This window comes from Larkinella terrae (genome assembly GCF_009668025.1).
Lineage (GTDB): Bacteria > Bacteroidota > Bacteroidia > Cytophagales > Spirosomataceae > Larkinella > Larkinella terrae.
On record NZ_WJXZ01000015.1, the window covers coordinates 176,000 to 190,115 of the forward strand.

9 protein-coding genes are annotated in these 14,116 nt (G+C 50.7%); 4 read left to right on the forward strand and 5 right to left on the reverse strand.

Annotation, left to right across the window (positions count from 1 at the left end; genetic code table 11):
- Nucleotides 1-54: 54 nt before the first annotated feature.
- The 4 genes from porW (at nucleotide 55) to uvrC (ending at nucleotide 7,831) form a co-directional block, all read left to right on the forward strand.
- Complete coding sequence (gene porW, locus GJJ30_RS29995) at nucleotides 55-2,268, forward strand: type IX secretion system periplasmic lipoprotein PorW/SprE (protein WP_154178927.1); 2,214 nt, start codon at nucleotides 55-57, stop codon at nucleotides 2,266-2,268.
- A 76-nt stretch (nucleotides 2,269-2,344) separates the two neighbouring features.
- Nucleotides 2,345-4,699 carry a penicillin-binding protein 1A gene (locus GJJ30_RS30000; RefSeq protein WP_154178928.1) on the forward strand — a complete coding sequence of 785 codons (2,355 nt, stop codon included), beginning with the start codon at nucleotides 2,345-2,347 and terminating at the stop codon, nucleotides 4,697-4,699.
- A 108-nt stretch (nucleotides 4,700-4,807) separates the two neighbouring features.
- The gene (locus GJJ30_RS30005) at nucleotides 4,808-5,935 is read left to right on the forward strand and encodes a glycerate kinase (RefSeq protein WP_154178929.1); all 1,128 of its coding nucleotides are present in this window, start codon (nucleotides 4,808-4,810) and stop codon (nucleotides 5,933-5,935) included.
- 84 nt (nucleotides 5,936-6,019) lie between these two features.
- Nucleotides 6,020-7,831, forward strand: coding sequence for an excinuclease ABC subunit UvrC (gene uvrC / locus GJJ30_RS30010; protein ID WP_154178930.1), 1,812 nt, complete (start codon nucleotides 6,020-6,022; stop codon nucleotides 7,829-7,831).
- Between the two features lie 106 nt (nucleotides 7,832-7,937).
- On the opposite strand, the gene porN is transcribed toward uvrC, so the two are convergent.
- The 5 genes from porN to GJJ30_RS30035 form a co-directional block, all read right to left on the reverse strand.
- Nucleotides 7,938-8,990: a type IX secretion system ring subunit PorN/GldN gene (porN, locus tag GJJ30_RS30015; RefSeq protein ID WP_154179069.1), complete on the reverse strand. Its 1,053-nt coding sequence runs from the start codon at nucleotides 8,988-8,990 to the stop codon at nucleotides 7,938-7,940.
- A 61-nt stretch (nucleotides 8,991-9,051) separates the two neighbouring features.
- The gene (porM, locus tag GJJ30_RS30020; protein WP_154178931.1) at nucleotides 9,052-10,647 is read right to left on the reverse strand and encodes a type IX secretion system motor protein PorM/GldM; all 1,596 of its coding nucleotides are present in this window, start codon (nucleotides 10,645-10,647) and stop codon (nucleotides 9,052-9,054) included.
- Nucleotides 10,648-10,684: 37 nt separating this feature from the next.
- Nucleotides 10,685-11,506 (reverse strand): type IX secretion system motor protein PorL/GldL, encoded by an 822-nt coding sequence (porL, locus tag GJJ30_RS30025; RefSeq protein ID WP_154178932.1) that lies wholly within the window; start codon nucleotides 11,504-11,506, stop codon nucleotides 10,685-10,687.
- A gap of 72 nt (nucleotides 11,507-11,578) precedes the next feature.
- On the reverse strand, nucleotides 11,579-12,664 hold the full coding sequence (gene porK, locus GJJ30_RS30030) for a T9SS ring complex lipoprotein PorK/GldK (protein ID WP_154178933.1): 1,086 nt from the start codon (nucleotides 12,662-12,664) through the stop codon (nucleotides 11,579-11,581).
- A gap of 266 nt (nucleotides 12,665-12,930) precedes the next feature.
- Nucleotides 12,931-13,899 (reverse strand): PorP/SprF family type IX secretion system membrane protein, encoded by a 969-nt coding sequence (locus GJJ30_RS30035; protein ID WP_154178934.1) that lies wholly within the window; start codon nucleotides 13,897-13,899, stop codon nucleotides 12,931-12,933.
- Nucleotides 13,900-14,116: the final 217 nt, after the last annotated feature.

Consider the following 14,116-nt stretch of genomic DNA (forward strand, 5'->3'; position numbering starts at 1 on the left):
GTTGTGCGAAGGTAGAAAGCCTTCCGCCGGTTACCAAGTATCTTACTATTTTCCATGCAAGGCGGGTTTTTCAACCGATATTTTAGTGGCAGTTCGGTAACTGACCGGTTCCGGCCCTACGTCCTGTGGGCAATTATAACGGTCTGGTTCAGTGGTTGTTCGCAATACAGCCAGAAAAAATTGCCGGTTGCCTATCACAATCTGAATGCCCGTTACAATGCCTACCTGATTGCCCGCGACCGGATTCGGGAAGTGGAGCGTTACAAGCAGAGAACCTACCAGGAAAACTACAATCAGCCGCTGCCGATTCTGTTGCCGCTCGATTCGACCAAGCTGGAACCCGTGCGGGCGCAACTGGACGACGCCATCAAGAAAGCTTCGCTGGTGGCCGAACGCCATCAGAACAGCAAATGGCTGGATAACAGCTACATTTTGCTGGGAACTGCCCGGATGTACCGGCAGGATTACGCCAACGCGATGGAAGTGTTCAAGTACGTCAACACGAAGGGCGAAGGGGAAGATGAAAAGCACGAAGCCCTGATTGGCCTCATGCGGACGTATATCGAAACCGGTGATTATACGAACGGGTTGAACGTGGCCGAATACCTCCGCGCCCAGCCGCTGAACAACGCCAACACCCGGGATTATTATTTAACCAAAGCGTATCTGCACCAGAAAAAGATGGAATACGCGGTTTCGGCGGCTTTGCTGGATGCGACGTTTCCGTTTCTGAAAAAAGGCGTCACCAAAGCCCGTTTGCACCTGATTGCCGGTCAGCTATATGACCTGATTGGGAAATCGGATCAGGCCATTGCGCATTACCGCCAGGTGTTAAAAAACCGCCCGACGTATGAGCAATCGTTTTATGCCACCATTTATTCGATTCAGGGCGGTCGCACCAGCAACGAGCGGTTTAGCCGCATGCTGAACGACCGGAAAAATACCGACCTGAAAGACAAGATTTATTATACGATGGGGCTGCTGGAAGCCCGAAACGAACGCTACCCGAAAGCGATCGAATACTGGAAAAAATCCATTAAGGAAACGACAACCAACACGATCCAGATTCCGTATACGTACCAGGAAATGGGGAAACTGTATTTCGAAAAATTGCAGGATTTCCCGACCGCCAAAGCCTATTACGACAGCGCCCTGGCCTTATTACCACAGCAATCGGCCGATTACAAGGCACTGGCTGATCGGAAAGTTTTTCTGGATGAATTTGTGCAGCAGCAGCAAATTATTCAGACCGAAGATAGTTTGCAGAAACTGGCGCAGATGAATCCGGCCGCGCTCGACCGGCACCTGGAAGAAGCCATCGACCGCAAGCAGAAGCAACAGCAGGCTTTGCTGGCGAAAGCCCAGGAAATTGCGGCTCAGGCAGCAAACCGCCCCGCCACTTCCTCGGATATTCCGGCCGATCAGCGGTGGCTGCTCTACAATCCGATCCTGATTACGCAGGGAAAAACGGAGTTTATGCAGAAATGGGGCACGCGCCAGTTGGAAGACAACTGGCGCCGGAGCCAGAAAGAGTCGTCGGCGCAGCTCGCCAGTGCCGATTCACCCGCTCAGACCAATACGGCCCTGAATGCCACCGGAGCGCTGGGTACCGCGTCGGCTGAGTTATCAGCTTCGGAACGGAAATCCCAAAAAGACGCCTTGTATGCGACTATTCCGTTTACGCCGGAAGCGCTGAAACAATCCAATCAGAAACTGGAAGACGCTTATTATCGGTTGGGGAAGTTGTACAAATTTCAGTTCAATCAGCCGGACAAAGCCATTCCGACCTTTGAAACCCTGCTGACGCGCTATCCGAATACGGGTGTAAAACCGGAAGTTTATTATTTGCTGATGGTTTCGAACGATCAGTTGAACCGTCCCTCGAACTGGAAAGAAAAACTCCTGGCGGAATTCCCTACCTCCTCGTATGCCCGTCAGGTTGGCAAAACCGGGACCAGCGGTACGCATACGGCAACGGGCGAAACCGAAGCGCAGCGGGTTTACACCGAAATCTACGATTTATACAAAGCCAACAACCTGAGTGAAGCGCTCAGCCGGGCCGAAACCGCCATGAGCACCCTGACGGGCAGTTTGATCGAAGATAAAATGGCGGTTTTACGGGTGATCCTGATCGGCAAAGTCCGGGGCGTTGAGCCGTACCGCCAGGCACTTACCGAATTCATCCGCGATTATCCGACCAGTTCTTTACTTCCGAAAGTTCGGGAAATGCAGGTAGCCGCCGAACAGCCAACGGCCAAACGGAAGTAGCGTTTTTGGTTAAAATGTGTACATTTGACAAAAGCGCAAGCGTTTTATCATTTCAAGTTTAATCCCTGATTCCCCTATGTTTGAGTTACAACCGGGTTTGTATCGACGCCTGATTGCAAGACTCTGGAAGCTGACCCTGGCCGGTATTCTCCTGCTGGTTCTGTATATCGTTTCAGTAAGTTACAATTTCCTGTGGCTGTTCGGCGGAATGCCCAGCCTGAAAGCCCTCGAAAACCCGCAGAGCAATCTGGCGTCCGAAATTTACACGGAAGACGGCGTTCTGCTCAGTAAATATTACGTCGAAAACCGGACGCCGATCGAAATTTCCCAGGTTTCTCCGAATGTCATTTCCGCCCTCATGGCGACCGAAGATGCCCGGTTTGCGAAACATTCCGGAATCGACGCCCGCAGTATTTTCCGGGCCATCAACGGGGTGCTGACCGGCAGCAGCAGTTCGGGCGGGGGTAGCACGCTGACGCAGCAGGTGGCCAAAAACCTGTTTGAAACCCGAACCGAAAAATTTCGGGGCGTTCTGGGCAGCATTCCGTACGTGCGCGTGATCATCGATAAAACCAAGGAGTGGATTCTGGCCGTACGACTCGAGCGGAATTATACGAAACAGGAAATCATGATGATGTACCTGAACACGGTTTCGTTCGGGAACAACACCTTTGGCATCAAAACGGCCGCCAAAACCTACTTTAATAAAGAGCCCTGGCAACTGAGCATCGAAGAAGCCGCCATGCTGGTGGGCATGCTCCAGAACCCGTCACGGTTTAATCCGCGTCTGTACGAAGAGCGTTCGTTGTTGCGCCGGAATGTCGTTTTATTCCAGATGCGGAAATACGGTTTTCTGACCGACGACCAGTTTGCGCTTTACAAACAGAAACCAATCAAGCTGGATTTCAACATCGAAAACCAGAACACGGGCCGAGCCGCCTACTTCCGTTCGGTGATCAAGGGCGATATTCAAAAATGGATCGACGAATACAACGATGCCCATCCGGATGACGAATTAGACCTGGAAACCAGTGGTTTGAAGATTTACACGACCATCGATTCCCGACTCCAGAAATTCGCCGAAGAAGCCGTCTACGAACACATGCGCGAGCAGCAGCGAAAATTCTACGAGCACTGGCGCGGTCGGAACCCCTGGACTTACAAAGACAAAGCTGGTAAATGGCGCGAATTCCCTGGTTACATTGAAACAGCCGCCAAACGCACCCCTCGTTACATCTCTTTGAAAAAGGAGTATGGTGACGATGAAAAAGCGATCTGGGCCGAAATGCGCAAACCGGTGAAAATGAAAGTATTCGTTTACGGCGGTCGGCGAAACGAGAAGGATACCGTTATGAGCCCGCTCGATTCGATCAAATATTACAAGCGGTTTCTGAATGTCGGTTTCATGTCGATGGACCCGCGAAACGGTCACGTGAAGGCCTGGGTCGGTGGTATTAACTTCAAATACCTCAAATTCGACCACGTCAAACAGGGCAAACGCCAGCCGGGTTCAACGTTCAAGCCGTTTTTGTATCTGGCCGCGATCGACAAGAACTTCCTGACGCCCTGCGACCGGATTACCGACCAACCCGTGCGGTTTGAACCCTATGAGGACAACAATGGTCCCCGAGCCTGGGTACCCAAAAACTCAAATGGCAAATACAGTTACCAGCAATTGTCTTTGCGTCAGGCGCTGGGTCGTTCGATCAATTCGGTCAGCGCCCATCTGATCAAGCAGGCAAAATCGGCTTCAGTCGTTGAATACGCGCACAAATTGGGTATTGAAAGCGACCTGACGGCAAACCCGACATTGTGCCTGGGAACCAGCGACGTCTCGGTTTACGAAATGGTGGCGGCTTACTGCACGTTTGCCAATGCCGGTTACCGGGTTAAACCGCTGACGGTTTTGCGGATTGAGGATAAAAATGGGAATCCATTGACCAGTTTCTTCGCCGAAAATAAGCTGGTGATCAACGCCAACACCGCTTATCAAATGCTGTACCTGATGCGGGGCGCGGTGGAAGATCCCGACGGTACGTCACAGCGGCTGCGCACCCAGTATAAACTGCTGGAAGGCGGCAACGAAATTGCGGCCAAAACCGGTACAACCTCCAGCTATTCCGACGGCTGGTTCATGGGCATGACCCAAAATCTGGTGTCGGGACTCTGGGTTGGTGGCGACGACCGCAGCATTCACTTTCGCGATATGGCGTTGGGGCAGGGCGCTCGGGTGGCCATGCCGGCCTGGGGCATGTACATGCAGAAGGTCTACGCTGATCCGACGCTGCGACGCTCCCACCCGAAAGTGCCCTTCCGAAAACCCGACGGTTTTAACCTCTCCCTGGATTGTGGCGGTTACGCGATCGATTCCAGTCAGCGTTACATCCCACCGAAGGTGGTCGAATCGGACGAAGAAGAAATTTTGAATTGATGGATGAGACGTTAGGTTTTAGACAAGAGAAGTGAGACGAATTATCTACTATTTCATTTACCGTATGCCAGGTCTCTTGTCTCACTTCTCCACTCTATCCTCTATTTCATGAAAATCCTGCTGGCTCCTGATAAATTCAAAGGTTCCCTGACAGCCCGTCAGGTTTGCGACTCGATGACGCAGGGCATCCGGCTGGCGCATTCCGACGCCGACATTGTGGCCTTGCCGATGGCAGATGGCGGAGAAGGAACAGCGGAAGTACTGACGCTGGCTACCGGTGGAGAGTGGTTGACGATCCCGGTTCTTGACCCGCTCGAACGACCCGTTCAGGCTTCGTACGGTATTTCGTCCGGTCACCAAACCGCTTTCATTGAAATGTCCCAGGCTTCGGGATTGCGGTTATTGCAGCGCAGTGAATACAACCCATTAAAAGCGAGCACGTTCGGAACCGGTCAGCTCATTCTGGATGCGGTGCAGCGGGGGGTAACTCACATGGTTCTCGGCATTGGCGGCAGTGCGACCAACGATGCCGGAATCGGTATGGCAGCCGCGTTAGGGTGGCAATTTCTGAACGAAAAGGGAGAACCGGTTCACGCAAACGGTGGCAATTTATCCCTCATTAGCCGGATTATCCCGCCTGCTTCTCCTCTGCGGCTAACCATTGACGTTGCCTGTGATGTTACCAATCCGTTGTTTGGACCCAATGGTGCGGCTTTTATTTACGGGCCCCAGAAAGGTGCTTCTCCGGACGATATCGAAACGTTGGATCAGGGATTACGGCGTCTGGCCGGTTTAATTCACGAACAATTTGGCGTCGATCTGGCCGAAGTACCGGGAGCCGGTGCCGCTGGCGGTTTGGGAGCGGGTGCCCTGTTCTTCCTGAATGCGACCCTGAAAGAAGGGGTAAAAGTGGTGATGGAGCAAACCCATTTTGTTGATCACCTGCGCGATGCGGATCTGGTGCTGACCGGCGAAGGGAAAATTGACAACCAGACGTTGCAGGGCAAACTGATCAACGGTATTGCGCTAGAAGCAAAAAAATCGGGCATTCCGGTGGTTGCGCTTTGCGGAACGCTGGACGCTAACCCGCAGGATATCAGGGCTCTGGGCTTAACGGCCGCATTCTCGGTCTTGACGCATCCCCAATCGCTCGACGAAGCCCTGGCCAACGCTTCCGAAGCCGTCAGTCACACAACTTTTAATCTCCTTCGTTTGTTAAGTAGGAACACAGATTGAACTGATTAAAACTGATTCTTTCCGTGCAAATCCGTTACATCCGTTACATCGCCCGGCGACCCGGCCGCGTTCCCATCCAAAAAAATGGCTGAATTTGATTATAAGAGTGAATTAGCGAAGGTTCCGCACGAACCGGGTGTTTACCGGTATTTTGATTCGTCGGGCGAGGTGATTTATGTGGGAAAAGCCAAAGATCTGAAAAACCGGGTCAGTAGTTATTTCGTCAAATCCAACCAGCACGACCGCAAAACCCAACGTCTGGTGAGCCAGATTCGGAAGATCGAGTTTACCATCGTTCACACGGAATTCGATGCGCTTTTGCTGGAAAACCAGTTGATTAAGCGGTTTCAGCCCCGCTACAATATCCTGCTGCGCGATGACAAAACGTATCCGTTCATTTGCGTTACCAACGAGCATTTCCCGCGCATTCTGACAACCCGGCGCATTGATCGCAAGATGGGCACGTTCTATGGTCCTTACGCCCAATTGAGGCCCATGTATACGCTGCTGGAGATGTTCAGCCAGTTGTTTACCATGCGGACGTGTAACCTTAATCTGTCGCCGGAAAACATTGAAGCCAAAAAGTTCAAGGTCTGTCTGGAATACCACATCGGCAACTGCAAGGGCCCATGTGAAGGGCTGGTCGACGAAGCCGATTACATGAAAGACGTTGATCAGGTGCATTACATCCTGAAAGGAAATGTTTCGCCCGCCCAGAATTATTTCAAGGAACGCATGCTCGAATCGGCCAGCCAACTGGCGTTTGAGCAAGCCCAGCAATTCAAGGAGAAGCTGAATGTGCTGCAGAATTTCCAAAGCAAATCGACGGTCGTCAATCCCAAAATCTCGGACGCCGACGTGTTTACAATTGCATCGGATGAGTCGGCGGCTTACATTAACTTTATGAAAGTAGTCAACGGTACCATCACGCAGACGAATACCGTTGAAGTCAAAAAGAAACTGGACGAGTCTGACATCGACATTCTGACGATGCTGATTGTTGAATTCCGGTCGCAATACGGCAGCGAAGCCCGGGAGATCATTACCAATGTTGCTCTGGATGCCGACCTGAAAGCTGAAATCACAGTTCCGCAGATTGGCGACAAGAAAAAGCTGCTCGATATGTCGTTGAAGAATGTGTTGTATTTTCGGCGCGAACGGGCTGAACGGGCGGCCGCCGAAGCAACCGGCAATGCCAGCAAAAAAGACCGGGTTTTGATTCGGCTCAAGCAGGATCTGCAACTGAAAACGCTCCCCAACCGAATCGAATGTTTCGATAACTCCAACATTCAGGGGACCAACCCGGTTTCGGCAATGGTTTGTTTTATCGACGGAAAACCGTCGCCCAAAAATTACCGCCATTTTTCCATCAAAACCGTCGTCGGCCCCAACGACTTTGCCTCGATGCATGAAGTCGTCAGCCGACGGTACATCCGCGTTCTGGACGAACAAACCGGTTTGCCGGATCTGATCGTCATCGATGGTGGTAAGGGCCAGTTAAGCGCGGCCTGTGAAGCGCTGAAAGAACTGAATCTATACGGTCAGGTGCCGATCATCGGGATTGCCAAACGGCTTGAAGAGATTTATTTCCCGGAAGATAGCCTGCCCTTGTACATCGATAAAAAGTCGGAATCGCTGAAACTGATCCAGCGGATTCGCGACGAAGCGCATCGGTTTGCCATTACCTACCACCGCGACAAACGCAGCCGAAACAGCCTCATTAGTGAACTGGAAAACATCGAAGGCATCGGCAAAAAAACCGCTGCGAAGTTGTTGAAGTACTTTAAAGGTGTCAAAAAAATTCGGGAAGCACCCATCGAAGATGTCGTAACGGTGGTTGGAGCCGATAAAGCCCAGAAAATCAAGCAGTATTTCGAAACCATTAGTCAGCAGTAAAAGAAGACAAGAGAGCAAAGACAAAAGAATAAAGAGGTGCATTTGGCCTTTAGCTAACAAAAAAGGGGAAGCTTCGCTTCCCCTTTTTTGTTGATGCACTTTCGGCTTAGTATTCCCACAAACCGTGCTCCTGCTCCATCAATTGCTGTTCGAGTTGGTACGACTTCAACAATCCTTCCCGTTCGCTGCCATACTGACCGATCAGATCACGATCTTTTGGATTGGATACTTTGTAGATACGACCGTAGAATAACCGCAGATCGAAGGCATCGGCCAGATTTTTGTGCTGGGCCTGGTTCTGTGAGTTATACCAGATGAATTTCTTCGGATCGCTGCGGAATAATTTATCCAGGTCCTTGTATTTAAAATACGCGACTGGTTGCTCCAGACCCGAGGGGTTTTTATCCGCCGGAATTACGATTCCAATCGTCTGAATATCGTAATACAAACGGGAACGCTTCCGGTCAAACACCCAGTCTTCCTTGATGTCCAGAACACTGTATTCATCGTTCAAACGCTCAACACCCGTAAAAGGATTGGCAGCTTTTGCCATCGCGGAAGAATCCACTTTAGGCACTTCCGGAACAACCGGAGCCGGTTTTGCCCCTTTCTTGCCTTTGGTGTTTTTAGCCGTTGTTTTTTTCTTGGGAGCGGGCGTTCCCCAGCCGTCGTCTACCGGTTTGGCAGCTTTGGGAGCCGGCGTTCCCCAGCCATCATCAGCCGGTTTCTTGGCTGCCGCCTTCTTATCTTTCGTATCGCCCCAACTGTCGTCTACTTTATTTTCATTACCAAAACCGGCGGCTTTTTCCTCGGCGGTTAAGGTGGTAGTTTGTTCAGGCACGGCCAGCTTTTCGGCGAATTTCCCTATTTCCATGGGTGTATTTACCGAATCGTTGGGATAGGCAACCAGGACACCCGCTTTCACCGCATCAATCAAATATTTAGTGATCTGATTGTTTTTCGAAAACATCGCCTGATTCTGTTTCTCGTTCAGATCAACCCGACGCCATAATGTTTTCTTCATCATGATGTCGTTTTCGTTGATTTCCCGAACGGATAAGGGATTGGTCTTCGTATTGTCCCTTTCCTGCGCCTGTGCCACCCCACCTGCCATTACTGCCAATACAGCAGCTACTGCTACGCTTCCCGCCTGTTTCATGACCTTGTGCTTTTTGCTTTTATTTTTCACAATAACGAATTGAGGATCAGTTCTCGTACGGCTAGTTCAGGTTAACTGGGAAATATTTTTGAATGACAGGCACATCACTGATTTCACCACGGAAATTCTGACGCTGTACACCCTCTACTTCAACCACATAACGCATGCCCGGCTGAGCTTCTGACGCCAGGTTACCAACACTACCACCACCCGGTCCTAAGGAAATGGGTCCGGCGACCCGGCGGCTACCCTGAGCCAGTGATACTTGGATACCCGTTACCCGGAATTTGGCATCGTCCGGCATAAAGTTTTTAAAGCTTTCGTCCGGAATAGCCTGAACCTGGATCGTGCGCGCACTGGATATCGACACCCCCCGGCGGTCGTCGTATTCAGCACCGCCCACCAGCAGTCGCAGGGTAGGACGCGGAACCCGGTTTACCTTAAACTGATTCGTTCCCAGCAAGCTACCGCCGTTGTTTACGTTCAAACTAACCTGGGCAGAGTTGGGAATAACCGTAATTTTCCCCCGCTCTCCGCTGGTCAGAACTACCGCGCCGTTTGCCGTAAAGGTCGGATTCCACAGAGCGCCCAACTGCGGGCTCTGAATGCTCAGTTTATTCGCACAACCGAGGTACAAAGGCGGCATTGAGGCCGTTTCAATTTCGTAAGACGGTTTTGCTACAAAATACTCCTGGTTGAAATTAACGGTTTTCATACCGTCCGGAGCTTGGTAACTGATGGATCCCACCAGTGCCCGTCTCGCCAAACCGTTTTTGTCATACGTGCCACCCTGTGCCGTGAATTCGATTTTACCGACTCCACCATCGACCCGCACGGCACCGCCGTTCAGGCTCATCCGGGGCGTGACGCCACTCGACGAAGCCGCCAGGAACATTTCACCTTTGAACTTGGTACCAGCTACAACCACTTTCGACTCCATGCTGACCATTGCCAGAATTTTGTCAAATTTGATGTCCTGGGCACCTACTTTGCTGGCCAAATAATCCAGTACTTCACCTTCCATCCGCCGAATGTCCGACTGACGCTGGCTCAACACGGCCAAAGCCGCCGGAACCGGAGTCTGCTCAAAGTTCAGTTCGGCAAAATCCTTATTCTTCTGTTCTTTTGAACGACTGGCGATCGGATCATCTTTCGCATCAACAGCCAGCGGAGTAAACTTCGCACCCGGGTTATACTTCTGAAGCTGTTGAACATACTGGTTCAGCTTCGTCTGCAAGGCATAGGCTTTCCCGTTTTTGTTATTTCCCACCATGATAGCTCCCACTTTGGTTTCCTCATTCGGGGTCTTGATATTTCCCTGCTCATCACGGCCACCACCTGCTTCGGTAACGATCTGATCTTTCAGGGCATCCAACTCGGAAACAATTCCGGATGTAAGCTCCCGCACTTCCTGAGCCTGTTTTACTACGGCTAAATCGGCCGCCCGGTTACCTGACTTTTCAACCGTGGATTTAATATTACCAAGGGTAGCCTGGTTGATTCGGTCGGCTGAACCCGTAGATGCTTCAAGACTATTATTCAATAGAATAAACTTTTCCAGTAACGCCGAGCTGACCTGTAAAGCCAGCATAGCGGTCAATACCAGATACATCATCCCGATCATCTTCTGCCGGGGTGTTTCTTTTCCTCCTGCCATTAGTGTATGGTAGTGTAGCTATTAGTAAAGTTGGGAGTTATTTAGCGCCATTTCCACGCATTGCCGTCAACATGCTGCCGTAAACGTTGTTCAACGACGACAGGTTGTTGGTCAATTTCGACAGTTCGCTCTTGAACTGCTGCGTATCGCGGCTGGCTTCCGACATGTTTTCCATCGCACTCGTCAGGTTGCCATAGAAAGCATTCATCGCCTTCAGGTGCTTGTTGGTATCCTGTAATTCCAGTTCATACACCGCGTTCAACGCTCCCATGCTCTGGGTAATCTTCTGGAACTGCATACGGTATTCTTTGGCATCCTGCGTAGCGTCAGCCATCGCGTTCATCGACGTTACGGCCACACCGTACGATTTGTTCATTTCATTGATCGAACCAGCAGCCTGCCGTACATTCTGCGTATACTCGTTCGTGGCAATCGTTGCATCCGAAACATCGCGCATCTTGCCAACGGTATCCGTGAAACTGCGTAAACCAGTACCCAATTTTTCAAAAATCTCCGGAGAAACCTTCGCATCAGCCAGCATTTTGTCCATGTTGGCCGTCAGACCGTTGCTTTGCAAAACCGGGCCGCGCTTTGGCAATTCACCCTTGTAATCATCCGCCAATTCCGGATAAACCCGCGTCCAGTCTGGTTCAGTCTGGCTCGGTTGAAAAAACGTTTGTAACGCGAAGAGGGCAAAAATGGCGGCTTCTACCGACAGACCAATGGTGAGCATCGGGCCACCCCAATCGTAATGCTGAATTTTACCTAAAGCCCCGAGAACGACGACGGCCGCTCCAGCGCTATATATTGTTGGAAGAACCTTGTCAAAAAAAACACTTGAGCCGTTACTTTTAGCCATGATGTTAGAGAAAATAAGCCTTGTACTTTGTTTAAGGAAGAGTTATAAATAATTGGTTAACAACAGAAGGGATTAACGACGGGCGCGAGCACCTTTCGACGCAGTCCGTCCCTGCAGGTTATCCATGACACACCGGAAGCCGATATACGAGCGTTTGTTGTTTTCGTATTCGTAATACCGCGTTCCCGTTTCCAGGTAATAGGAGATGTCTTTCCAGGAACCACCGCGCACCACCTTCCGGGGCTCATCGGCATTCTGGTTGTCGGGGTTCATATCCCATACGATAGCTGACGCATTTTCAGCGTAGGCATCGCGGGTCCATTCCGCGACGTTACCGGCCATGTTATACAGGCCATAGTCATTCGGATTGTAGGCGTTGGCCGGAGCCGTGTACGGATAACCGTCGGCATCGAAGTTACCACGCTGCGGTTTGAAGTTAGCCAGGTAGCAGCCTTTTCCGTTGGCGACATAAGGCCCACCCCAGGGATACTTGGCGGAGTTACGTCCACCGCGAGCGGCCCATTCCCATTCCGCTTCGGAGGGAAGGCGATACCGGGGTGAAACAAACTGGCCTTCTTTCGTGCGGTAATCGTTGTAGAGATTCGTCCGCCAGGTGCAGAAATACTGTGCAGCCTGCCAGCTTACTCCCACGACCGGGTACGTGTCGAATGCCGGGTGCGAGAAGTAATATTCCAGCATCGGATCACCGTTATGGTACGTGAAATCGTTTTTCCAAACGGTTGTATCCGGGTAGAACTTGGTCATGATTTCTTCTTCACCCAGCACCGAAACCGAGTCGGTCAGCAGAGCGTTGACGAACTGCCGGTATTCGTGGTTGGTGATTTCGGTGTCATCCATGTAGAATGAGCTGATGGTTACCCGGCGGTTCATATTCGCCTGAGTTGCTGCCAGATCTTCATCGGCCTGACCCATCATGAAAGAGCCCGACGGAACCAGCACCATACCGTACGGTGTGGTCTGTTTCCAGCCTTTCCGGCCATTGGCAGTGATTTCGCCATTGACCACGCCGACATCCTGGCCTTTGCCTTTTCCACCACCAAATTTTGATTTGATAAACCCGCAACCCTGCATCAGCAGAATCGTTGCCACCACCATCACCCCTCGGGCTGCGTTGCCGGTAAACCACTTGTTACTCATAGTTGTAGGGTACGTTAAAATCTGTTTCGCGTGCAAACCAGTCTTAGAACGAAAATAAAGCATTTTATTGTATACGTACATTTGAAATGATTAAATGCATCTATTATTCAAAAAAAGTACAAACTAACATGCGAACAGTTCTATCACTTAGCCTACTAATTTTCTCAAAATTATTACTTTGACTTTAAACAGCCTAACAATAATTACGCCAATATTAGGAATGGCAAGCAGTTGGTGAAGCAACGTCAGTTTACGTAGTAGTTCTTTCAATAGCGGAATCGGGGAGTTCTGATGATTGGTTTTGTGCCTGACCGAAGTTCAGGGAGGGAATAGGAAAGTAAAATTTCGTGCGAAGTCGGGCTTTTTGCGTCGCGGTTACTGACTACAAAATCAAAGGCATAACCAAACCTTAACGCATTATTCCGCAGTAAACTGATACCCGCCGTTGCGGTAAAGGCGTCGCCCTGCCGATAACCGATTCCGGCCCAATACCGCTTGTCATACATCGCCAGCACACTCACTTCAACCGACGAATACGTGGCATTGGTATTGAATTTATAAATAGCCGAAGGCATAAAATCGATCAGTTCATTCCACGCATACCGATAACCGGCCGTCAGATAAGCCGTACGATAAAGAGGATTCAAACCCGTGTCGTTTCCCAATTTAAAATCAGGTTGCGTCAGGTGTTTCATGCTGGCGCCAATGTAATAAACATCGGTATTATAGTATACACCAGCCCCGAAATCCGGCTGCGTCTGGTTGACACGCCCGTTTTGAATCAGCGGATCGCCCGGATCATTGGGACGAAACCGGTCGTAATTAACCGATCGATTATGTAACCCGCCTTCTACACCCAACGAAAGCGTCCCTTTTTTTATCGGCAACCGGAAGGCGTAGGCGGCCTGAATTTTCTGAAATCCCTGCGGTCCAAATGTTTCGTTGGCTGCGTACAAACCAACTCCGCCCCGGATTTTGCTCAACGGCATGTTGAACGAAAACAATTGCGTACTGGGCGCTCCTCCTTCATCAAAAGTGCCCTGATAGCCAAGGTATTGTGTCCGGTGAACCAACTGAAACCGGGTTACTCCTTCCGAACCGACGGCGGCCGGGTTGTAATAAACCGGATTAAACATGTACAGACTGAATTGCGGATCCTGATCCTGAGCCCAAACGCCCGAAGTCGTTAGCATACAGGCAAATACCAGCAGGACAGCGTAGAACTTATGATTCATATACTAATACTGAAAGAGCAATCACCAACCAGATTTCAAACCGCCTGCCCGGGTATTTGTTTGGGGGCAAACCTGCCCGGGCAGCATGTTACCTATTAAACGGAGATTTTCCAAAAATATTGGTATAAAAAAAGAGTCTGTTTTAAACTACGATTGCGCTGCCTGAATGATCGACCGGTTTCCTGTAAAATCACGGTCTCAAGCCATTCAGGCAGCG